Annotated in this window: 24 protein-coding genes; 14 read left to right on the top strand and 10 right to left on the bottom strand. The window is 70.0% G+C overall.

Going from position 1 to position 21463, the window contains the following annotated elements; all coding sequences use genetic code 11:
• Nucleotides 1–122 precede the first annotated feature (122 nt).
• Both ACQRWP_RS19970 and ACQRWP_RS19965 read left to right on the top strand, forming a co-directional pair.
• Nucleotides 123–389: a hypothetical protein gene (locus ACQRWP_RS19970; protein WP_430503233.1), complete on the top strand. Its 267-nt coding sequence runs from the start codon at nucleotides 123–125 to the stop codon at nucleotides 387–389.
• Nucleotides 386–652 carry a hypothetical protein gene (locus tag ACQRWP_RS19965; RefSeq protein WP_430496830.1) on the top strand — a complete coding sequence of 89 codons (267 nt, stop codon included), beginning with the start codon at nucleotides 386–388 and terminating at the stop codon, nucleotides 650–652. The genes ACQRWP_RS19970 and ACQRWP_RS19965 overlap by 4 nt, the downstream gene beginning before the upstream one ends.
• 72 nt (nucleotides 653–724) lie before the next feature.
• Here the strand turns inward: ACQRWP_RS19965 and ACQRWP_RS19960 are convergent, their stop codons facing one another.
• The 8 genes from ACQRWP_RS19960 to ACQRWP_RS19925 form a co-directional block, all read right to left on the bottom strand.
• A complete protein-coding gene (locus ACQRWP_RS19960; RefSeq protein WP_430496828.1) occupies nucleotides 725–3520 on the bottom strand; it encodes a TIM-barrel domain-containing protein in 2796 nt (931 codons plus the stop codon).
• A gap of 190 nt (nucleotides 3521–3710) precedes the next feature.
• Nucleotides 3711–3989 (bottom strand): hypothetical protein, encoded by a 279-nt coding sequence (locus tag ACQRWP_RS19955; protein ID WP_430496826.1) that lies wholly within the window; start codon nucleotides 3987–3989, stop codon nucleotides 3711–3713.
• A gap of 133 nt (nucleotides 3990–4122) precedes the next feature.
• Entirely contained in the window at nucleotides 4123–4593 is a 471-nt protein-coding gene (locus ACQRWP_RS19950; RefSeq protein WP_430496824.1) for a hypothetical protein, read from the bottom strand.
• Between the two features lie 17 nt (nucleotides 4594–4610).
• On the bottom strand, nucleotides 4611–5117 hold the full coding sequence (locus ACQRWP_RS19945) for a hypothetical protein (protein WP_430496822.1): 507 nt from the start codon (nucleotides 5115–5117) through the stop codon (nucleotides 4611–4613).
• 373 nt (nucleotides 5118–5490) lie between these two features.
• Nucleotides 5491–5955: a hypothetical protein gene (locus ACQRWP_RS19940; protein WP_430496820.1), complete on the bottom strand. Its 465-nt coding sequence runs from the start codon at nucleotides 5953–5955 to the stop codon at nucleotides 5491–5493.
• Nucleotides 5956–6522: 567 nt separating this feature from the next.
• Nucleotides 6523–7278 (bottom strand): hypothetical protein, encoded by a 756-nt coding sequence (locus tag ACQRWP_RS19935; protein WP_430496818.1) that lies wholly within the window; start codon nucleotides 7276–7278, stop codon nucleotides 6523–6525.
• An 80-nt stretch (nucleotides 7279–7358) separates the two neighbouring features.
• Nucleotides 7359–8288, bottom strand: coding sequence for an expansin EXLX1 family cellulose-binding protein (locus tag ACQRWP_RS19930; RefSeq protein ID WP_430496816.1), 930 nt, complete (start codon nucleotides 8286–8288; stop codon nucleotides 7359–7361).
• Between the two features lie 55 nt (nucleotides 8289–8343).
• A complete protein-coding gene (locus ACQRWP_RS19925) occupies nucleotides 8344–8946 on the bottom strand; it encodes a TetR/AcrR family transcriptional regulator (protein WP_430496814.1) in 603 nt (200 codons plus the stop codon).
• Nucleotides 8947–9065: 119 nt separating this feature from the next.
• Here ACQRWP_RS19925 and ACQRWP_RS19920 point away from each other — a divergent pair, with 119 nt between their 5' ends.
• From ACQRWP_RS19920 to ACQRWP_RS19910, 3 genes are all read left to right on the top strand, one after another.
• A complete protein-coding gene (locus tag ACQRWP_RS19920) occupies nucleotides 9066–9902 on the top strand; it encodes an SDR family oxidoreductase (protein ID WP_430496812.1) in 837 nt (278 codons plus the stop codon).
• Between the two features lie 156 nt (nucleotides 9903–10058).
• Nucleotides 10059–11282, top strand: coding sequence for an epoxide hydrolase family protein (locus ACQRWP_RS19915; protein WP_430496810.1), 1224 nt, complete (start codon nucleotides 10059–10061; stop codon nucleotides 11280–11282).
• Nucleotides 11283–12224, top strand: a complete 942-nt coding sequence (locus ACQRWP_RS19910) for a redoxin domain-containing protein (protein WP_430496808.1) — start codon at nucleotides 11283–11285, stop codon at nucleotides 12222–12224. It begins immediately after the preceding gene.
• Nucleotides 12225–12271: 47 nt separating this feature from the next.
• Here the strand turns inward: ACQRWP_RS19910 and ACQRWP_RS19905 are convergent, their stop codons facing one another.
• Nucleotides 12272–13147 (bottom strand): transglutaminase domain-containing protein, encoded by an 876-nt coding sequence (locus ACQRWP_RS19905; RefSeq protein WP_430496806.1) that lies wholly within the window; start codon nucleotides 13145–13147, stop codon nucleotides 12272–12274.
• 65 nt (nucleotides 13148–13212) lie between these two features.
• On the opposite strand from ACQRWP_RS19905, the gene ACQRWP_RS19900 reads away from it, so the two are divergent.
• The 5 genes from ACQRWP_RS19900 to ACQRWP_RS19880 all read left to right on the top strand — a co-directional run bounded on the left by ACQRWP_RS19900 (nucleotide 13213) and on the right by ACQRWP_RS19880 (nucleotide 17299).
• Nucleotides 13213–13788, top strand: coding sequence for a GNAT family N-acetyltransferase (locus ACQRWP_RS19900; protein ID WP_430496804.1), 576 nt, complete (start codon nucleotides 13213–13215; stop codon nucleotides 13786–13788).
• Between the two features lie 152 nt (nucleotides 13789–13940).
• Nucleotides 13941–14957 carry an IS30 family transposase gene (locus ACQRWP_RS19895; protein WP_430496802.1) on the top strand — a complete coding sequence of 339 codons (1017 nt, stop codon included), beginning with the start codon at nucleotides 13941–13943 and terminating at the stop codon, nucleotides 14955–14957.
• Between the two features lie 166 nt (nucleotides 14958–15123).
• Nucleotides 15124–15996 (top strand): GyrI-like domain-containing protein, encoded by an 873-nt coding sequence (locus tag ACQRWP_RS19890; protein ID WP_430496800.1) that lies wholly within the window; start codon nucleotides 15124–15126, stop codon nucleotides 15994–15996.
• A 20-nt stretch (nucleotides 15997–16016) separates the two neighbouring features.
• Nucleotides 16017–16349: a PadR family transcriptional regulator gene (locus ACQRWP_RS19885; RefSeq protein WP_430496798.1), complete on the top strand. Its 333-nt coding sequence runs from the start codon at nucleotides 16017–16019 to the stop codon at nucleotides 16347–16349.
• The gene (locus ACQRWP_RS19880) at nucleotides 16343–17299 is read left to right on the top strand and encodes a hypothetical protein (protein WP_430496796.1); all 957 of its coding nucleotides are present in this window, start codon (nucleotides 16343–16345) and stop codon (nucleotides 17297–17299) included. The genes ACQRWP_RS19885 and ACQRWP_RS19880 overlap by 7 nt, the downstream gene beginning before the upstream one ends.
• A gap of 3 nt (nucleotides 17300–17302) precedes the next feature.
• Here the strand turns inward: ACQRWP_RS19880 and ACQRWP_RS19875 are convergent, their stop codons facing one another.
• Entirely contained in the window at nucleotides 17303–17800 is a 498-nt protein-coding gene (locus ACQRWP_RS19875; protein WP_430496794.1) for an NUDIX hydrolase, read from the bottom strand.
• 175 nt (nucleotides 17801–17975) lie between these two features.
• Between ACQRWP_RS19875 and ACQRWP_RS19870 the strand changes: the two genes are divergently transcribed.
• From ACQRWP_RS19870 to npdG, 4 genes are all read left to right on the top strand, one after another.
• Complete coding sequence (locus tag ACQRWP_RS19870) at nucleotides 17976–18179, top strand: hypothetical protein (protein WP_430496792.1); 204 nt, start codon at nucleotides 17976–17978, stop codon at nucleotides 18177–18179.
• A gap of 83 nt (nucleotides 18180–18262) precedes the next feature.
• Nucleotides 18263–19096 carry a histone gene (locus ACQRWP_RS19865; protein WP_430496790.1) on the top strand — a complete coding sequence of 278 codons (834 nt, stop codon included), beginning with the start codon at nucleotides 18263–18265 and terminating at the stop codon, nucleotides 19094–19096.
• Nucleotides 19097–19176: 80 nt separating this feature from the next.
• Nucleotides 19177–20607, top strand: a complete 1431-nt coding sequence (locus tag ACQRWP_RS19860; RefSeq protein ID WP_430496788.1) for an RNB domain-containing ribonuclease — start codon at nucleotides 19177–19179, stop codon at nucleotides 20605–20607.
• 114 nt (nucleotides 20608–20721) lie between these two features.
• Nucleotides 20722–21420 carry an NADPH-dependent F420 reductase gene (npdG, locus tag ACQRWP_RS19855; protein WP_357234475.1) on the top strand — a complete coding sequence of 233 codons (699 nt, stop codon included), beginning with the start codon at nucleotides 20722–20724 and terminating at the stop codon, nucleotides 21418–21420.
• Nucleotides 21421–21463 lie beyond the last annotated feature (43 nt).

The following is a 21463-nucleotide window of genomic DNA, read 5'->3' as shown; positions in this document are numbered from 1 at the left end:
GATCCGGCGGTCGCGTTCGTAGCGGGGCCGCTTCCGACGGGCGAGCACTCACGGGAGCGGCCCCTTCCCACCAGCACCAAGGGGAGACCGTGCCCGACGACAAGCCCGAGAAGATCGGGAAAATGAAGGCCGGCGACGTGGTCCACCTGACCACCGCGGCGAGCGTGCAGTTCCTGCGCCCGATCTTCGTACGCGTCATCCGTGAGCTACCCGAGCGGCACACGTACGACGGATGGGTCTGGATTGAGGGCTACGAGCTGAACGCGGCGGGCGACGCGGTGGCGCGGCGCGAGCTGTACGTGATGCGGGCGGGCGTGCGCTTGCAAGCCCTGCCCGTCAAACCGACCAGCAAAGCCAAACGCCGGTGGCACCCGGTGAGGGTCGGATGACCGCGCGTCCTCGCCCGCACCTGCCGATGCGCCCGGCGTGGCTGTGCCGCAACTGCGCCGCGCCCTGGCCGTGTGCCCCGGCTCAGCTCGCCCTCGTGGCCGAGTTCTACGGTCATTCGATCGTGCTGGCGTTCTACCTGGCCGCGTCGATGCAGGAGGCGATCGACGATGTGTACGGCCTGGGGCTGCGCCCCGACCCGTCCGCGATGCACGCCCGGTTCCTCGGCTGGTTGTCCCTGGCCCGCCGACCCCACCGACGCTAAGCCCAGCCAGACAACGAACCGGCCGGGTGGGTTGCCCCACCCGGCCGGTGTCCGGATCCCTGCAAGCAGACTTTAGTGCTTCTTGAACACCGGCATGGTGTCCAGCGTGGTGGTGATGTTCTGCGTGGTGCCGCCCCGGTACGTCTTCCCGGTGAAGATGTCGGTCCAGCTGTTGCCGGGCGGGAACCACACCGACGTCGTGGCGGTGGTGCCGGGCGTCGTCACCGGTGCCACCAGGTAGTCCGGGCCGTAGAGGTACTGGGAACCGGCGGTGGCGTACGCGGCCTGCTCATTCGGGTACGCCAGGTACATCGAGCGGACGATGGGCGTACCCGTGCGGGTGGCCTCCTTGGCGGCGGCGTAGGTGTACGGCAGCAGCTTCTCCCGCAGGTTCAGGAACTTCTTGGCCGACGCGTTCGCCGCCGGGCCGTACTGCCAGGGCAGCCGGTCGCTGTGGTTGGAGTGCAGCCGGTCGATCGGCTGGAACGTGCCGAACTGCACCCACCGGGCGTAGAGGTCGTCGGGCAGCTTGGTGCTGCCTGGTTCGCTGCCCGGCTCCTGGAGGCCGCCGGTGTGCCCGCCGATGTCGTGGCTGACCGCGGCCAGCCCGGTCGCGGCCGACTCGCCCGGCGTGTAGCCGACCTCCATCTGGAGGGTCGACCAGTCGGAGGTGGTGTCGCCGGTGAAGTGCAGCGTGGTGCGCTTGTCGGCCCACGGTCCGGTCGACACCGGGGTCGGGCTGCTGTAGCCGCCGGCCTGCAAGGAGCCGTACGCCCGGGAGAAGGCGAAGCCGGTCTTGTCGGCGTACTGCTGGTTGATCCACGCGTCAGCGGTCACCCCGGCGAGCGAGGACTTCGTGTTGTCGCAGCACCAGTCCAGCCACCACAGGTCCGGGCCCTTGCTGCCCTTCGGGATCATCCCGTCGTGCAGCTGCATGTACGCAGTGAGCTGGTCCGGGTCGCCGAAGTCGAACGCGTAGCAGTCGGCGCCGCCGTTGCAGCCGACGCGCTGGAGCTTGCCCTTCGCGGTGGCCTGCGCCTGCGCGAACTTCGGGTCCGAGCCGAGGATGCTCGGGTGGATGTTGATGCCGGTGTGCAGGCCCTGCTTCCTGGCCCAGTCGAAGAACGCCTTCGGGTCGGGGATCCGGGTGGGGTCGATGCTCCAGCCGTTCCACTTGTCCGGCGCCTTGACGTCGGTGTCGAGAACGAGCACATCCAGCGGCACACCCTCGGCCTTGGCCCGGGTCACCAGGTTCTGGAACTCGGTCGCGGTGCGGTCGTAGTACTCGGAGTACCACACGCCGTACGCCCACTTCGGCAGCAGCTTCGTGGGGCCGGTCAGGGTCGACAGGTCCTTCAGGGCACGGGTGAAGTCCTGCCCGTACGCGAAGACGTAGCCGTCCTGTTCGGCGGCGGGCCGGGGCTTGGTGTCGCTCAGGGCCGAGGCCGAGTCGTCGAGCAGGTACCAGCCGTCCTGGTAGAGCAGGCCCGGAGCGGTGAGGGCGGAACCGGTCACGCCGTCCAGGCCCCGCCGGTAGCCGCCGAGCGGCGCGTGCGGGGCGAGCAGCGGGGAGCCCTTGCCCGTGACGGCGACCGTGTCGACGTTGACGTTGCAGCTGGCGTCAGTGGGACAGCCCAGCGTCACGGTGTTGGTGCCGCGGTTGAGGTGGACCGGGACGGAAACGGTGTTCCAGTAGTCCCATCCGCTGGTCGGCGGAAGGGTCGCCGTGACCGGCGCCGCCGTTCCCGCGGTGACCGACATGGTGCGCGTCTGGCTCGGCTGGGCGCCGGCCTGGCCGTTGGCGTAGCGGATCTGCACCTGGTAGTCACCGGCCGACGGAACATCAGTCACGGTGAGCGTGTCGGCGGACGTGGTGCTTTCCAGGCCGGCCAGGAATCCCGTACCGGAAGCGCCGTTGTGGTCGTTCGCGGGCCTCGCGCCGCCGGTCAGCGCGCCGGTCTCAGCCTCTCCCAGGGTGCCGAACCGCAGGGGCTGCGGCTCGGGCGTGGCCGGCGCCGGGAACGGATCACCCGGGTTGACCACCGCGAGGCTGTCGACGTTCACGTTGCCGGAGTCGTTGGGACCCCGCACGACACGGATCTCGTGCCGGCCGGCGGTGAGGTCGACCGGCACGTTGGCCAGGCCCCAGGTGTCCCAGTTCGCGGTGGGCGGCAGCGTCAGCGTGTGGCCGGCGTCGCCGTCGACCTGCACGGTCAGAGTGCGGTCCACGTTCTGGCCGTCGCCGCCGGTGCTGTTGGCGTAGCGGACGGCGAGCTGCTTCGTGCCGCCTTCGGGAGCGTCGAGCGCGAACGTGACCGAGTCGCCGGACGAGGCGAAACCGGCAGCGAAGCCGCGTCCGGTGAATCCCTGGTGGTCGGTGGCCACGCCGGGGCCGTTCAACTGCAGCGATTCGGCCTCGCAGAGCGCTCCGAACGCGCAGGCCGGGGCGGTGTGGCCGGCCCAGGGTTGGCCCTGCACGACCTGCTTGCCGGTCTTGAGCTGCACTGTGAGGTTGTCGGCGGTGAACGCGCCCGAGCCGACCCGGTACCGCAACGTCATCGCGCCGGTGTCGATGGTGAGCCAGCCGTGGTCGACGTGCTTCGTGAAACGCGTACGGGGGAAATCATCGCGCCCGATGGCGTTGAACGTGGCGGCGTCGGTGAACCTGCCGTCCTTCTGGTACTCGGTGCGGATCAGGGTGGGGGACAGCACCTCGAAACGTGCGTCGCCCGACCGTACGGCTTCGTCTTGCGCCCGGTGGCGACTGGCCTGGGCCGGCGCGGACGGGGCGAGCGCCAGCCCCGTGATGAGAATGCCGACTGCCGCGGCCGCTGTCGCGCTGCGGCGGGGTGAGTTCCGATAGAGCAAGATGCGCTCCTCGTCTCAAATGGAGGAAATGAGTCGATGACAACGCTGTCACTCGCTCGAAACGCATGTCAACGGGCCCCGGAGGGTGTCCCTTCTCTCTTTCGTCACCCGCCGCACTCGTCCGGCAGGCGTCGCTGCGGACGGTGACGAAAACGGGTGCCAGGAGGTGGACTACCGCACGACCACCAGCTCAGACGTACGGGGTCCAGGGCTCGGGCTGCTCGGCGTCCCAGCCCAGCTTGTCGAGTGCACGCAGGACCGCGACCGCGCGGGGAGTCCAGAAGAGCAGGATCTGGTCGCGTCCCTCGACGTCGAAGCAGACGGCGGTCGCCGGCACCGGAAACCGTCGGTGAAACGGATGGTGCGCCAGCGCGGCCACGTAGAAGTGTTCCAGGGTGTCCGATCCGGTACGCGACGTGAAGGTCAGCGTGCTGTCGTCGGCGTGCAGCTTCACTGTCGGCCAGGCCATCCGTCGGACAGCTCGGAGGGGGTCGCCTCGGGTGAAATCGAGGCGGTCAACGTAGGTGAGCCCGCCACGCGCATCGAAGGTTTCCGAGATCATCATCGGATGGTACGGCGGGTCCGAAGCGCGGCGGTGGCGGCTACCAGATAAGTGCGCGCTCGTCGATGAATCGAGGCGGTTCGCCGAGGAAGGTGTCGGCCGGAACTGCGCCGTGCGCCAGATTGAGCGTGTCCAAGCGGTACAGCCAGGCGCCGTCAGTCGTGCCGGTGAAGCGGTAGTTGATCTGCCAGCGCAGCCATTCGCCGTGCGCGAGTCGCACCGCGGGCGGCCGGCGGTGACGGCGCGGCCTACCCCAGGCCGACGCGAGCAGTTCAACCCGGAGTTGGCCGTCCACCAGCCGGAGACGCACCTCGCTCCGGTACGACACGCGTCGCAGGCCCTCGCGAGGCTCGAACCCATCGGCCTCCGCCATGTCCACCTCGTGGGTGAGCGGTGCCGTCCGTGCCGGCAGGGCGAACGACACCGGTACGGCGTTACGCCGGACCGCCTCGGCGCCGCCACGCGAACGCTTGGTCCACGACGTGCGAACCCACTGCACCACAGCATCCACCCGGCGATACTCGGCCGCTACCTGTCCTGCCGCAACCCGGATTCGCTCTCCCATCGTTTCAACACGACGGGCTTCTCACTCGGGGCCGGCCACACCTGCACCCGCAGCCGCTCCATCGTCTGCGGGGATTCGTCGGAGTCGACCCCCAAGCGCTCCGCCTCGGCAAGGTTGCTGCTCGCTGCCCGGACACGAACGGGCCCTACCGGCACCCGGACCCTCGCGGCACCCGGCTCGTAATCGGTGCAACCCATGACCACGATGCGGCCCGACCGAACCTGCATGCTCCCCTCGACCACATGGTCGTAGCCGGCGGAGTCGTCGACGGGCGGAGCGTCCAACACGTCGACTATCACCGCGACCGTGACGTTGACCGACGTGCCGATGGCCATCGCGTCGTCGACCACGGCCAGCCGGTCGACAACCGCCTGGTCCGTCCATGCCTCGCTCAGGTCACCCGTCGACCCGTCGTCGCTCAGGTGAATCTGGTGGTAGTCCGCGAAGAGTTCCACGTCCAACGAATCCACGCCACGCTCCTATGTCGATCGGCCTGCGATGATGTGGTACATGACTCGCCGACGCGCAGACAAGTTGGCGAATGCTGTCGGTCTCGTGACGCTCGGCTTCGGTGTGGTGTTGACGGCCATGCCACGACGCAGCGCGGCAGCCCTCGGATTGGGTGATCGCCCCGTCCTGGCCCGAGCGGTCGGTTTGACTGATCTCGTCGTCGGTTCCGGCGTCTTGTGTGGGCGCCCCCGTTGGCCGTGGATGGCGGCGCGCGCTGCTTTGAATCTCGTGCTGACCGGCTGTTACGCAGCGGAGGCCAACCGCTCGGACGGTGCCCGAGGGGCCCACGCGGGAGCCATTGCCATGGCGTCACTCACCGTCGTGGACGCGACCTTAGCCCGTGCCTTGGCGGCCCAGCGTGGCGGGCAGTGACACCCGTACTGCTTCCGTCGGCGAGTGTGTCGTCAACCGCGTGCCTCGGTGCTTGTCGAGAAATTCGGTCAGTCCGCTGAGCGGAGCAGCCGTCATGAGCGGGTGATCGTCGGCTTGCGGAGAGAACGCCGCAAGCACAGCCGACCGCAGGTCCGCGTCGAGCAGCGGCAAGACGTAGGGCGTTGAGGAATCGGGGTGGAAGTTCTCCGGGCAGGTGCCGCGCAGGAACATCAGGTCGAAGACCCGGCGGGTGGGGCTGCCGAGTTGCGGCTCGTCACCTGTGGTCAGGATCGTCCCCAGCCGAAATCCGGGCGCGGACGCCGCAAGGCGGTCCAAAAGCTCCGTTTCCTTGCTGTTCCACCACCGTCTGACCTCATCGTCGGGCACCTCCTCGACGATCGCGACCAGCCACAGCTCTTCGATCACCGCCTGCCGCCGCTGCGGCCCGTTCAGTAGTGCGGGCTGCCAGCCCTGCCGGTATCGGGGGAATGGGGATGCCGCTCCAGGGTCAGTCAATCGATGCGCTCAGTCGACTGATGACCCGGAGCAGCTCGTCCCGATTGTGTGCGGCCTTGAGCCAGTTCGGCAGACGTGCCACCAGCGTCATGCCACCAGGCTGCGGGCCCCGCTCCCGAAGTCGAGCGCCGATGTATCCGGACAGGAGGTCGAGGTGGGTGCGGTTGAACGCCCAGAGCATGTGCCCGCCACAGCACTGGGCCCTCAGCCACAAGGGTAGGTGGAAGAACGGATCCACTGGACCGTTCCAGGACGAGACCGCAGATCCCTGTGGGGACCAGGACGCTGAGTACGCGCACCCTGGGCACGTGAGTCGACGGGGCCACGAGGCCACCCACCTACTGTTGCTCGGCTGTGGGGCGTTGACCGCCCGGTGCCCACAGCGTGGGCAGACGACGTAGATGTCCTCGCCTGCCAGCTCGTACAAACTGACCAACGGATCGCGGAACCGATCCTGCTCGTCGCCCTGGCTTTCGTTCACGACGGAGACTCTGCCGCGTCTCGTCCAGCCAGCTTTCGTCGTCGAGGAGGCTGGTGGACCGATATCGGCTTGAGGTCTTCATGACCCAGCCGGTGTGCGATGGCCTGGGCTTGAACATCCGGGTCGGTACCGTCGACCGGGAAGGTCACGACGTAGCTTCCCGGTAGTGCATAACGCTGCCCGCTCAGGTCGCGGGCGTAAAAGCTGATCTCGACCAGGTCCGGACGATCCTCGGGCGCACGGATCGCTACGTAGCTGCGGATCCAGGCTCCGCCGTCCTGGTCCCACCCCTCACGCCACAGCGTGGCCTCAAGGTTCTCGGCGACCGACCGGGCCGGCCACGTCCGGGTGGTGCGCTCCGTCGCCTGGGCTATCTCCTGCGCGTACGCGTGCGAGTCGAACCGGAAGCTGCCCAGCCCGAGCTCCGGCCCTTCCTTGTGCACCCTCTCGATGACCGTCAGACGCCAGCGGTCCCAGATCACCTCAGCGCCGGCCTGACGGACGCGGACCGTCAGCTGGTCCTCGCCCATGTCGGATCCGCCTACCGCGACCTCTCGGGCTTCCGGCGCGACAGCAAGCCCGCCCGGTCCCAGTACCGATGAGGGCGTGAATCCCGCTACCGGCTGTCCGTGGAAGCCGTCTGCCGGGTACGCCGTCGCAACGACGTCGAGGCCGTTGACGAGGATTCGCATGCGGTGCGCCGTGAACTCGGCGGGGAACAGCAGCGGCTCCAGCCTCAGGACGTCGACCACCGGGGCAGTCTAGCCAGCGCGAACCTCTGCCAGCCGCTGCTTTTTGCGGTGCCGCGACCCAGTCAGTCGAGAGCGAGCGGTCAGCAGCGGGGGCGGTCGAGTGGAACGGCGGCACCCGCGAGCGCTTCGACAGTCGCCGTCGGTGCGGCCGACTCCGTCGGCGTCGCTGAGGGCGCGATGGTGGGGCTCGGCGGGGCCGAGGGTGAGCTGCTGGGCGTGGGGGAGGCGCTGGCGAGGGTGGCCGTGCTGCGTTGCACCTGCTTGGTGACCAGGCGGATGCCGGTGGCGGTCGTCTGGCGTCCGTACACGTCGGTGACCCTGATGCTGTACGGCCCGGGGCCGATCCCGCCCTCGATGGTCCAGTGGTTGTCGCTCTGCCGGGCGGCCTTGCGGAAGCCGCCGCCCGATCCCTTGGCCTCGACCGAGCGGAGCGGGTTGCCGTGGTTGCCGACCTGCACCGCGAACCAGTATTTCGAGGCGCCGCCCTTCATCCGGAAGGTGAGCCCTCCGTCGAGCGGCGGGTTCACCACCGCCCGGTACGTCACTGACGCGATGCCCTGCGACCGGTCGGCGATCTTGGTGAACGCCTCGGTGGACAGGTCGATCTTGCTGGGTCCGCAGCCGCCGCACTGGTCCATGACCATGACCCGCACCGTGCCCTTCGGACCTGTCACCTCCAGGTAACTGCCGCAGGCCGCCGATCCGGAGTACTGGGACGCGCCGAGGGCCACGTACAGCCGGTCCGCCGGCGGGCCGGGGAAGGAGCAGTTGCCGCCCGAGCGGCCCGCGTCGTAGAAGCTGGCCTTTCCCTTGTGGACGGCGCTGCCCGTCGGCGGCGCGGCGCAGGCCGGGGTGGCGCCGCCGCGGACGGCGAGGGTGATGCCCAGGACGGCGGCCAGGGCGGTGACACCGGCGCCGGCCAACCAGTGTCTGCCCCGTCGACTCGACCGGAGCGTGCCGTTGTCGCCGGCCGGGGTGTCGTTGTCGGGGGCCGTGCCTGGTGCCGTCACGGCGCCTGATGTTGCCGCACCGCGCTGTGGCAGCGCAAAGCCGTCCCACCGATCGTCACTCGCTGAATCGGCGGGGGCGCAATCCGTTGAGGGCGGTGGCGACGACGAGGTCGGCGTACTCGGCGGTGAGCGGCCCGCTGCGTTGCAGCCAGCGGTTGAGCACCGGCCCCCAGATCATGTCCACCGCCACGCCGAGGTCGACGTCGTCGGCGATCTGACCGGCCTGCTGGGCGCTGCGCAGGCGCTGCCGTTTGGCCTCCTTCAACGGTCCGTCCAACCGTTCGGCGTACGAGGCTGCCAGCTCGGGGTCGAGCGCGATCTCGGTGGCCAACGCGCGCATCGGTTGCTCGTACCGGGGGTCGTTCATCTCCTCGACCGTCGCGCGCAGCACCAGGGTCAGGTCCGCCGCCAGGTCGCCGGTGTCCGGCAGCGTCGGCGGCCCACCCTCGGTGGCCTCGCTGAGCATGAGGAAGGCGTCGAAGATGACCGCGCCCTTCGACGGCCACCAGCGGTAGATGGTCTGTTTGCCGACGCCGGCCCGCGCGGCGATGCCCTCGATGCTGAGCTTCGCGTACCCCGTTTCCTGGAGCAGGTCGAAGGCCGCGGTGAGGATGGCGCGTCGGGAGGTCTCTCTCCGGCGGGCCGTGTTGGGCGTCATGGGCAGAACGATACCAGCGAACGAGACGGACCGTCTCGTCTTGACGGTGGTGGTGTCGTGGGCCTAGTCTCGGCACATCACGAGACGGACCGTCTCGTCTTGAAACGCTTGGAGAACACATGCGTACCTGGTTTATCACCGGTGCCAGCCGCGGCCTGGGCCGCGCCTTCGCCGACGCCGCACTCGACCGGGGTGACCGGGTGGTCGCCGCCGCCCGGACCATCGCCACTGCCGACTTCGACGAGAAGCACGCCGACCGGCTGCTAACCCTGACCCTCGATGTGACCGACCGCGCGGCGGTCATCGCCGCCGTGAACACCGCCGTCGAGCACTTCGGCGGGCTCGACATCGTCGTCAACAACGCCGGCACCCTGTCCATGGGCATGATCGAAGAGTTCACCGAGGCCGAGGCGCGCGCCCAGTTCGAGGTCAACCTCTTCGGCGCGCTCTGGGTCAGCCAGGCCGTGCTGCCGCACCTGCGCGCCCAACGGTCCGGCCACATCGTGCAGGTCTCCAGCATCGCCGCGCTCGGCGGCTTCCCGAGCACCGGCCTGTACAGCGCGAGCAAGTTCGCCCTGGAGGGCATGAGCGAGGCGCTGGCGATGGAGGCGGCGGCCTTCGACGTCACTGTCAGCATCGTGCAGCCGGGCGGATACTGGACCGACCTCTACACCAGCGTGCGTGCCACCACCCCGATGGACGCCTACGCGCCACTGCGCGCCGAACTGGAGCGGCAGTGGGCGGAGGGCTCGATCGACAGCGAACCCCGGCTGGCCGCCGAGGCGCTGCTGCAACTGGTCGACAGCGACGAGCCCCCGCTGCGGCTCCTGCTCGGCAGCATGGTGTACGACCTGGCGTTCGACATCGCCCGCCGGCGGATGGACACCTGGGCGAGCTGGGAGCAGGTCAGCCGCGCCGCCGAACATGCCGTCGCGGCCCCCGGAGCTGACAAATGAGAGGGCTGCTCGTATCGCCACGAGCAACCTGTGCGGCGTTCTAGGCTCCGAGATATGGCGGCGGCGTGCCCAATCGTTGGCACATAAGTCCGGGCAGCCTTTCACCCCAATGATTTCTCCTCGCGAGGCGCAAACCTAGACGGAGAGGAAACACGCATGGCTGTCAAAACCAAGACTCGTCCGGGCACCACGGAGATTCGACCGTTCTCGGTCGACATTCCTCAGGCCGACCTCGATGACCTGAAGAGGCGCATCGCGGCCACGCGCTGGCCGGAAAAGGAAACGGTGCCCGACCAGTCGCAGGGTGTGCAACTCGCGACCATCCAGACTCTCGCCCGCTATTGGGAGAAGGAATACGACTGGCGCAAGGTCGAGGCGAGGCTGAACGCCCTGCCGCAGTTCATGACCGAAATCGACGGCCTCGACATCCACTTCCTGCACATTCGCTCGAAGCACGAGGACGCGTTGCCGCTCATCGTCACCCACGGCTGGCCCGGCTCAGTGATCGAGCAGCTTAAAATCGTCGGCCCGCTCACCGACCCCACGGCGCACGGCGGCAGCGCGTCGGACGCCTTCCACCTGGTGATCCCCTCGCTGCCCGGCTACGGCTTCTCGGGCAAGCCGAGCAAGCCCGGCTGGGGTCCGGAACACATCGCCACTGCCTGGACAGAGCTGATGAAGCGCCTCGGCTACACGCGGTTCGTGGCGCAGGGGGGCGACTGGGGTGCGCTCATCACGGAGATGATGGCGGTGCAGGCGCCCCCGGAGCTGCAAGGCGTCCACGTCAACATGCCGGGCGTGTATCCGCCGGAGATCGATGCGCTGCTCCAGTCCGGTATCACCGGAGCCAACAACCCGTTGGGTTCGCTCCCAGCCAATCTCTCGAACGACGAGAAGCGCGCCTGTGAGCAAGCGGACTTCTTCTGGAAGCACTCCAGCTACGCCCTCGAGATGGGTCGCGCCCAGACGTTGACCGGGTTGGCGGATTCGCCCGTCGCCCTGGCGACCTACATGCTCGACCATGACGCGGCCAGCCTGAAGCTGATCTCCGAGTCGGTCGCCGGGCAGCCCAGAGGCATCACGCCAGAGGATCTCCTCGACAACATCACGCTCTACTGGCTGACGAACACAGGGGTTTCCTCGGCTCGTCTCTACGCGGAGAACACGCTCTCCTTCTTCTCAGCCAAGGGCATCTCCATCCCGGTGGCCGTGAGCGTCTTCCCCGACGAGCTGTACGAGGCGCCGCAGAGCTGGGCCGAGCAGGCGTACTCCAACCTCGTCTACTACAACAAGCTCGACGTGGGCGGGCACTTCGCGGCCTGGGAACAGCCGAAGATCTTCTCCGAAGAGCTTCGTACCGCCTTCCGGTCGCTGCGCTAGATGGCCGTGCACCTGCCCCCGCTGAACGGGGCGGCCGAGTGGCTCAACTCCGAGCCACTCGGCCCCGCCGACCTGGGTGGGCGCGTCGTCCTGGTCAACTTCTGGACGCTGACCTGCATCAACTGGTTGCGCCAAGAGCCGTACGTGCGGGCCTGGTCCCAGGCATACCGCGACGACGGGCTTGTCGTCATCGGGGTGCACACCCCGGAGTTCGGATTCGAGCACGACGTCGACTGGGTGCGGAGGGCGGTGGCCGCCCGATCGATCGACTACCCGGTGGCGGTCGACAACGACTACGCGATCTGGCGCGCCTTCGCCAACAACTACTGGCCGGCGCTCTACTTCGTCGACACCGACGGCGTCATCCGCGACGACCACTTCGGCGAGGGACGCTACGAGCAGTCCGAGCGGGTGCTCCAGCAACTGCTCGGCATCGAGCGGAAACCCGTATCCGTGAAGGGGCTCGGCCCGGAGGCGGAGGCCGACTGGGGCAGCCTGCGGACGCCCGAGACGTACCTCGGTTTCAGTCGCGGCGAACACTTCGCGTCGCCGAACGGCCCTGCGCTCGACGAACGCCGCGCCTACCAGGTGCCGGAGAGCCTCGGCCTCAACCAGTGGGCGCTGGCGGGGGAGTGGACGATCGGGTCGGAGAACGTCGTCCTGGACCAGGCCGGCGGCGGCATCGCCTTCCGGTTCCACGCCCGCGACGCGCATCTCGTGCTGGCCCCCGGGGCGGGGCAGTCGATCCCGTTCCGCGTGCTGCTCGACGGCGCGGCTCCCGGCCCGTCACACGGCGTCGACGTCGACGCCGACGGCAACGGCGTACTCCAGGACGGCCGGCTCTACCAGCTCGTCCGCCAGGACGGCGCGGTCCGGGAGCGGACCCTGGAGATCACGTTCGGCGAGCCCGGCGCCGAGGCGTACGCCTTCACCTTCGGGTAGGGCGTGTGTCGAATCCCTGGCCGGGCTTCGACACACGCCTGGGCCGCTCAGCGGCGCAGGTCGACCATGCTGACGGTGCCGGAGACCGGCGAGACGCTTTCCACCCGCGAGCCGGGGCGCAGTCGGGCGTCGCTGGCGTACCGGTCGGCGAGCGCCTTCTCCGCGGCCTCGTCGCCGTCGTCGGCGGCGAGCAGCAACGCGGCGATGTCGTCCACGAAAGTGAGGTCGGCGGTGGCGACGTCGTCGGTCATTGCGTCGAGGCTGTCCCAGAGCAGCAGCTCGTCCTTCTGCCGGTGGGCCAGCTCCAGCAGGACGTAGTCGTGGATGAACCAGTCGCCTCGGATCGGCAGCTCCGGGCTCACGCCGTAGACGTCGGGATCGATCGCCCCGGCCCGGTACGCCGACCACACCCGCGATGCCGAATCGAAGAGGCCGGCCTTCGGGTCGATGTCGTAGCCGTCGAACCCCCAGTCGCCGGCCGGGTCGAGCTCCGGGTCGGCCCACACCCACCGGTCGCCGTTCCAGTACTCCACCAGGACGTGGTCGTGGTGCCAGCCGGGCACGAAGTACGAGGCGAAGCCGACCCGGCTGCGGCTGGGAATGCCGTGCTGACGGAGGATCGCGATCGACAACAGGGTGTGGTCCCGGCAGCAGCCGGCCACCCGTTCGGCTGCCGGACGCCCGGTCGTGAGAGGCAGGGGAAATCGGGACTGGTCGGTGTCGAGGATGAGGTCCACCCAGCGACGGTTCACCTCGTCCAGCCGGTCGTCGGGCAGCTCGACGCCGCCGGCCCGGTAGTGGACGATCACGTTGCGGGCGGTCGCCGCCACGGTGGGAAAGTCGGTCGCCACGGCGTCGAGGAGCCCGCCGTGCCGACCGGGGTCGCTGTAGGGGGAGTGTCTCCGGTAGTCATCGAGGTCCATGGGGCCAGTCTGCGGTCCGCCACCGGGTCAGGGTCAAGGCGCTTTTCCGGATAGTGTCGACTGCTGTGACAACGCCTGAGATCACCATCGCCACCCCGGCGGACCGCTCTGCGGTGGTCGCTTCGCTGGTCGCCGCGTTCGTCAAGGATCCCATCCTGCGGCACCTGTTCCCCGACGAGGAGACCTATCCGCGGTACGCCGCCACCTTTTTCGGAAACCTCTTCGACAAGCGGGTGCACCGGTCGTCGATCTGGACGATCAATGGGGGCGCGTCGGTTGCCATCTGGGAGCCACCGGCAGGGTCGCTGACCGGGTCGCCGGAGGGCGGGCTCGCCGCTCACTACCCCGCCGACGTGCTGGCTCGGGTTGAGAGCTACGACGACGCCGTGCACGACGCCCTGCCGACGTTCCCGTTCTGGTATCTGGGCGTGCTGGGCACCCACCCGGACAGCGCCGGACGCGGTTGGGGTCGTGCCGTCATGCGGGCCGGGTTGGATCGCGCCTCCGCAGAGGGACTGCCGGCGCTCCTGGAGACCAGCAAACCGGCCAACGTCGAGCTGTACCGCCGCGCCGGCTGGGAGGTGGTCGGCTCCATGGCCGAGCCCGTGCCCACCTGGTTCATGCAGCAGCCGCCGCGCTGAGAAGTAACGGTTGGCGATGACCTGCGACCCCGTTCCGCTGGCTGGCCGACCTGCGTCCACGGTCCGCCGCCAGATCTTGGACAGTTTCCGTTCGCTCGGGCGGGCTCAACCGGTGGTTGCAACACCCTTCGGTGATTTTCGTTGGGGTGGCTATGGCGTCGAGGTTGAGTCCGCTGGAGCGGGAGCAGATCGGGTTGGGTCGGGCTGCGGGTGAGTCGTTGCGGTCGATCGCGCGAAGGTTGGAGCGGTCAGCGTCGACGATCTCGCGGGAGGTGGGTCGGTTCGAGCGTTATGGGCAGCGGTATCAGCCGTTGATGGCGCAGTGGGCGTCGTTTCTGCGGCATAACCGGTCCGGGCGGGTGCCGCGGTTGGCTGACGGCGGGCCGTTGCGTCAGGTGGTGCTGGATATGCTGCGGCGACGCCGTTCGCCGCAGCAGGTCAGTGCTCGGCTGCGGGTGCAGTTCCCGGACACGCCGGAGATGTGGGTGTCGCACGAGACGATTTACCAGGCGATCTACCTGCAGGCGCGGGGCAACCTCCGCGCGGAGTTGACGCGGCAGGTGGCGTTGCGATCAGGGCGGGCCGCTCGTCGCCGTCGGGCCGCGCCGGGCGGGGCGGTGCGCTCGGCTCGGCCGTGGGTCGACCTGCGTATCGCTGACCGGCCGGCTGAGGTCGCTGACCGGGCGGTGCCCGGTCATTGGGAGGGTGATCTCCTCGAGGGCGTCCGTCGGGGTGGGCGCGGTGGTTCCGCGATCGCCACGCTGGTCGAACGCGCTACCCGGTTCGTGATCCTGGTCGGACTGCCCGAGGGCAAGGTCTCCGACCACGTCGTGTCCCAGTTGGCCGCGGCGATGAGCTGGCTCCCGCAGCGGTTACGAGCCTCGCTGACCTGGGACCAGGGCGTCGAGATGGCCCGGCACCGTGACTTCACCATCGCCACCGACTGCCCGGTCTACTTCTGCGACCCACACAGCCCCTGGCAGCGTGGCAGCAACGAGAACACCAACGGGCTGTACTTCCCCAAAGGCCAATTCGACTTCACCACCATCGACCAAACCGGCCTCGACCACGTCGCCGACGAACTCAACGACCGCCCCCGCATGACCCTGGGCTGGGCCACCCCAGGTGAGAAGATGACCCAACTTCTAGGTGTTGCAACCACCGGTTGAGCCCGCCGAGATAACGGAAACTGTCCAAGATCTGCGTGTGACCGTCGGCGCCAGGCCACGACACGACGACCGGTGCTTGCCCACCCGACCGATGCGGGCATCGGATGTCGGGTGGGCGACCGACCCCGCGACCTAGCGTCAGTGCTCGAAAGGGAAGGAGGCCCGGGTGCTGGATCGGCTCAACGAGGCCATGGCGTACATCGAGCGTCACCTCGACCAGAAGATCGAGGTCGCCGAGCTGGCGCGGATCGCGCTGACGTCGGAGTACCACTTCCGGCGGCTGTTCTCCGCACTGGCCGGGATGCCGCTGTCGGAGTACATCCGTCGGCGTCGGCTCACCGTCGCCGGTGCGGACGTGCTGGCGGGGGAGCGGACGTTGCTCGACGTCGCGGTGCACTACGGCTACGGCTCGGCGGAGGCGTTCGCCCGGGCGTTCCACGCCGTGCACGGCGTGGGCCCCGGAGAAGCCCGGCGTACGGGGGCAGCGTTGCGCGCCCAGCCCCGGATGTCCTTCCGACTCACCGTCGAAGGGAGCGGCAGCATGGAGTACCGAATCGTCGACAAGGACGCGTTCGCGCTGGTGGGGCGCAAGGCCCGGGTCCCGCTGGTGCACGAGGGGATGAACCCGGCGATCGTCGCGTTCATCCGGAGCATCGACAAGGAGACGACCGAGCGGATCGAGGCGCTCTCCGATCAGGAGCCGAAGGGGATCGTCAACGTCAGCGACAACCTCGCCGACAGCCGGCAGGAGGGCACCGAACTGGACTACTGGCACGGGGTGGTGACCAGCGCCGTGCCGCCGGAGGACCTGGACGCGCTGCCGGTGCAGGCGGGGTCGTGGGCGGTGTTCACCACGTCCGGTGCGTTCCCGCAGGCGGTGCAGTTCCTGTGGCGTGACGTGTTCACCCAGTGGTTTCCGTCCAACCCGTACCGCAGCCGACCCGGACCGGAGATCTCCCGGGTCCGGGTGTCGGCGGACGGCACCCAGGCGGACGCCGAGCTGTGGATTCCCGTCGAACGGGTACCCACCCCTATGTAGAGTTCCGATACAGTGGCCGGATGCGGATGACGATTCCGGTCGCGAAGGTGCTCGCAGCGCTGCTCGCCGAGCCCGACGAGCAGCGCTACGGGCTCGACCTGATGCGATTGACCGGCCTGCCCAGCGGCACCCTCTACCCGGTGCTGCACCGGTTGCAGGGGGCCGGCTGGCTGGCCGCCGACTGGGAGGCGATCGATCCCGTCACGGCCGGCCGGCCGGCCCGCCGCTACTACCGGCTCACCGCCGAGGGCGTGACGCAGGCCCGCCAGGCGCTCGCCGACCTGCGGGCCGCGATCCCCGACGGTCGTCGCTCGTGGGGCGGCACCGAGCCCACCGGAGCGCCGGCGTGGTGACCCGCCGGGCCGCCGAGCTGCTGTTGGGGTTGGCCGCGCGCCGCTGGCCGGCCGAGGTTCGCGACGACCTGCGCCGCGAATGGGCCGCCGAGCTGCACGTGCTCGCCGAGAGCGGCCGCCGGACGAAGATGGTCGGCTTCGCGGTGAGCCTGGCCGTCAGCCGCGCCGGCGCACCAATCGTCGACCGCACCCTGATGCGTGGTCGGGCCAGCCGGACCGCGGCGGCGTTGCTGCTGTCCCCGATCGCCTGCGTAGGGATCGTGGCCCTCGGTGGGTTCGCGATGTACCCCTTCTACGAATGGTTGATGTTCCGGGAGAGTTGGGGGGAGCGGGCGCAAAGGCCGATCTGGGCGGCGATCACCATCCTGCTGGCGGTCGTGCTGGCGGTGTTCGCTGCCCGCTGGGCCCGACACAACGCACTCGACGGCCCACTGCGCATCGCGCTCGGCGTGGTGCTCCCGGTCGGTGCGGCCGTCATCCTGTTCATGTACGTCACCGACGCCGAGGGCCTGGCCGGCGCCGTACCCGGTCTGCTGCTCTGGTTGGCCGGCCTGACCCTCGCGCTCTGGGCCGCGGCGCGCCTCGCCGCCCGGGGTCGCCTCCGCGCCGCCTGGTGGGTGGGCGTCCTCGGCGCACTCGTCGCCGCGGACCTCGCGGTGATCCTCGTCGTCGTCGACGCGTACCCCGCCGGATTCGGCGCTGGGCCGACGATCGACGCACGGGAGCGCGTCGACCCGATCTCCGCGCCGCTGTGGCTCCTCGCCTGTTGGACGGACTGGAACTTCGGCCTGCCCCGGCCGATCGGGTGGGAGATCTTCCTGATCACCAACCGGGTGTTCCTGGAGCCCATGCTCTACCTGGCGTGCATGCCGTACGCGCTCGCGTACACCATCCGGGCGGCCCGGTCGGCCCCCGTCGCGCCGGTCGCCCTCGCGCCGACCCCGGCGTGAACCTCAGTCGGGTACGTCGTCCCACGTCGTACCCGGCTCCAGGTACCCGGCCAGCTGGTTCTCGCGCAGCGCGTACGCGATGACCAGCAGGGCGTGCTTGTCCAGCTCGGGCAGCCGGTCCAGCGGGAACCACCGCACGGCCAGCGACTCGTCGTCGTTGACCCGGGCGGTGCCGGCCACCAGCCGGCACAGGAACCCCAGGTTCAGGTATTCGCAGCGGTCCCCATTCGGGTACGTGTGCGGGTGCGACACCGCGCTGGACATCCGCACCGGGGCAACGTCCAGGCCCGTCTCCTCGCGTACCTCGCGGACCAGCGCGGTGGCCGGCTGCTCGCCCGGCTCGACGAAACCGCTGATCACCGACCAGCGCCCGTCGTCGGCGCGCTGGCCGAGCAGCAGCTCACCGGCGTCGTTGCGGACCACCGCGCTGACGCTCGGCAGCCAGAGCAGGTCGTGGCCGACGTGCTTGCGCAACCCCACGATGTAGTCCGGTATCGCCATCCGGCGATCATAGATGTGCCCTACAGCGAGGCTCACCTGCGCATCTTCTGGTTTTCCCGTCCCACGCGTTTCGCCATTTCGGCCCGACGAACGCAATGCATATCTACTGTGGAGATCGTCGGCGACTTGTGCGATCCGGTGGCGGCCGGCCGGTTCGCGGTGCACAGTGATTCCCATGAGCGACAGCGAACGTGGTGGGCAGTTCTACTGGTGCACCCGGCATCACCGGGTCGAGACGGACTCCAACGTGTGTCCGGCGAAGCACGTTCTCGGCCCGTACGACTCGGCGGCCGACGCGGAGAACGCCCTGCAACGAGTGCAGGAGCGGAACGAGGCGTGGGATGCCGAGGACGCTCGTTGGGCCGGGGAGGACAGATAGGCGGCGCGGGACGGCTCGCGCCGAGGTATTTCGTGCTCCGCGAGGACGCACGCGAGAGCACGTCCCCCGAGGAGGGAACCACGATGGCCGAAGCACAGCAGGCCACCAAGCGCCCGGCCGCCCGACGCACCACCGCGAAGAAGACCGCTGCGGCGGAGCGGAACACGGCGGCGAGCCGGACCACCCCCGTGCGCAAGTCCACCACGGGTGCCGCGAAAGCACCGGCCCGCAAGGCCGCCGGCGGGGCGGGCCGCGCCCCGGCCAAGAAGACCACCACGGCGGCCACGAAGGCCCCCGCGAAGAAGGCCACGACCAAGACCACCGCCGCGGCCAAGAAGGCCCCCGCGAAGGCCTCGACCACCACCCGCAAGACGACCACCGCCGCGAAGCGGGCCCCGGCGTCCACCGCGCGCAAGACCACCACCGCCGCGAAGAAGACCACCGGTACGTCGAAGAAGACGGTGAGCGCGGCGAAGAAGACCACCGCCTCGGCGGCGAAGAAGACCACTACCGCGGCGAAGGCCCCGGCGCGCAAGACCACTACCGCCGCCAAGGCCTCGGCGCGCAAGACCACCACCGCGGCGAAGGCCCCGGCGCGGAAGGTGGCGACCAAGGCGTCCGCCGCCAAGAAGACAGCGACGAAGAAGACGGCCGCGGCGAAGAAAACCGCGTCAACCCGCCCCAGCGGCGGCGCGCGCAAGGCTCCGGCCAAGAAGGCTCCGGCCGCGAAGGTGACGGGTACCTCGTCGACCACCGCCCGCAAGGCAGCGGCGAAGAAGGCCCCGGCGAAGAAGACCGTCGCGGCCAAGGCGCCGGCCCGCAAGGTGACCGCCCGCAAGTCTCCGGCCCGCTCGGTCGCCGCCCGAGCCACCGCCCCCAGGGGGGCCCGCAGCGCCGCCCGCAAGGCGACCGGCTGAGCGCGGACCACCCCCTCACCGGGCGGATTTCCGGCCGGTCACCGGAAGCGGATCACCCGTGGCGCTGTCAGGATTGACCCGTGGTCATCCGACGCGTACTCGCGCCCCGCATCGACTTCGGCGCGTTGCGCCGCGAGCTCGGCCTGCCCGAGGAGTTTCCGGCCGACGCCCAGCGTGAAGCCGACGAGGCGGCTGCGGCACCGCCGCAGCCGCCCGTCGACCGCACCGACATACCGTTCGTCACGGTCGACCCCGCCAGCTCGCGGGACCTGGACCAGGCGATGCACCTCAGCCGCCGCCCGGGTGGGGGCTACCGGGTGCGGTACGCGATCGCCGATGTCGCCGCGCACGTCACCCCCGGTGGGGCGTTGGAGGCGGAGACGTGGCGGCGCGGGCAGACCATCTACCTGCCCGACGGGAACGTGCCACTGCACCCGCACACCCTCAGCGAGGGTGCCGCCAGCCTGCTGCCCGACGACGACCGGGCGGCGGTGGTCTGGACCATCGACCTGGACGCCGACGGCGGCACCGTGGCCGTCGAGCTGGAACGCGCCCTGGTCCGCAGCCGCGCCAAGCTCGACTACACCGGGGTGCAGGCGGCAGCCGGGGCCGGGCGGCTACCCGACCCGATCGCGCTGCTGCCGGAGATCGGCGACCGGTTGACCGCGCGTGGGTTGCGGCGCGGCGCCATCAACCTGCCGCTGCCCGAGCAGGATCTGGAGCCCGACGGTGAGGGCTGGAGGCTGGTGCTGCGCGCGCCGGTGCCGATGGAAGAGCACAACGCGCAGATCTCCCTGCTGACCGGGATGGCCGCCGCCGACATCATGCTGGCCGGCCGGGTGGGCCTGCTGCGGACGATGCCGGCGCCCAAGCCGGAGGCGGTGCAGCGACTGCGGGCCGCCGCCGCGCCGCTGGGGGTGCACTGGCCGGACGACGTGGGCCCGGGGCAGGTCATCGCCGGTCTGGACGCCGCCCAGCCGCGCGCCGCCGCGTTCATCGACCAGGCGGCCGAGCTGATGCGCGGTGCCGCGTACACCGCCTTCGACGGGGAGCTGCCGGAGCAGCCGGAACATGGTGGCGTGGCGGCCGCGTACGCCCACGTGACGGCGCCGTTGCGGCGGCTGGCCGACCGGTACGCCACCGAGGTCTGCCTGGCCCTGCACGCGGGCCAGCCGGTGCCCGACTGGGCCCGCGCCGCGTTGCCCCGGCTGCCCGAGGTGATGGCGAGCACCGACCGGGTCGCCTCGGCGGCCGCTCGTGGCGCCGTCGAGTTGGCCGAGGCGGCGGTCCTGGAGCACCGGGTGGGCGAGACCTTCGACGCGGCCGTCCTCGACGTCGACGCCCCGCCCAACGGCAAGGCCCGGCCCCGGCCGCCCGGTGGCACCGTCGCGCTGGACGCCCCACCGGTACGCGCCCGCTGCCTCGGCCAACTGCCGCTCGGCGAACGGGTCCGGGTCCGCCTGGTCACCGCCGACCCGGCGGCCCGTACCGTCCTGTTCGAGCTGGCCTGACCGGCCGCCAGCCCTGGCCCTGTTCTCGCCCGCCGGCGCTGTCGTCCACCGCAGCGGGGATTCTCACAGCGCTCGGCGCTGCTGACGGACCGAGCGGTTTGCGAGGATGAGGCCATGGCATACGACGCGAGCACGCTGCCCGACGTGTCCGGGCTGACGGTCGGCATCATCGGCGGCACCGGCGACCAGGGGCGGGGCCTCGCCTACCGATTCGCGCGGGCCGGTCAGACGGTGCTGATCGGATCCCGGTCGGCTGAGCGCGCCGCCGAGTCCGCGGCCGAGATCGCCGCCCTGCCCGGGGTGCCAACCGGCGGCAGCGTCACCGGCGCGGCCAACGACGAGGTGGCCCGACGCAGCGACGTGGTGATCATCGCGGTGCCGTGGGACGGGCACGCTGCCACCGTCGCCGCCCTCGCCGAGCCGCTCGCCGGCCGGATCGTCGTCGACTGCGTCAACCCGCTCGGCTTCGACAAGCAGGGCCCGTACGCGCTGACCGTCGCCGAGGGCAGCGCCGTGCAGCAGGCCGCCGCGCTGCTGCCCGACTCCCGGGTCTGCGCCGCGTTCAACCACGTCAGCGCTCCGCTGCTGGCCGACCCCGAGGTCGACCGGATCGACCTGGACGTGCTGATCTGCACCGAGGACCGCGAACTGGTCGACATCGTCGGCGCGCTCGCCGCCCGGATCCCCGGCATGCGGGGCATCTACGCCGGCCGGTTGCGCAACGCCCACCAGATCGAGGCGTTCACCGCCAACCTGATCGCCATCAACAAGCGCTACAAGGCGCACGCCGGCATCCGCGTCACCGACCTCTGACCCGAGCGGCGTGATCCACTCCGGTTTCGTGAAAACGCGGTGT

The organism is Micromonospora trifolii, assembly GCF_050516465.1.
GTDB classification, from domain to species: Bacteria; Actinomycetota; Actinomycetes; order Mycobacteriales; family Micromonosporaceae; genus Micromonospora; species Micromonospora trifolii.
The sequence above is the reverse complement of the archived record's forward strand: the minus strand, read 5'-3'. Positions and strand labels throughout refer to the sequence as shown.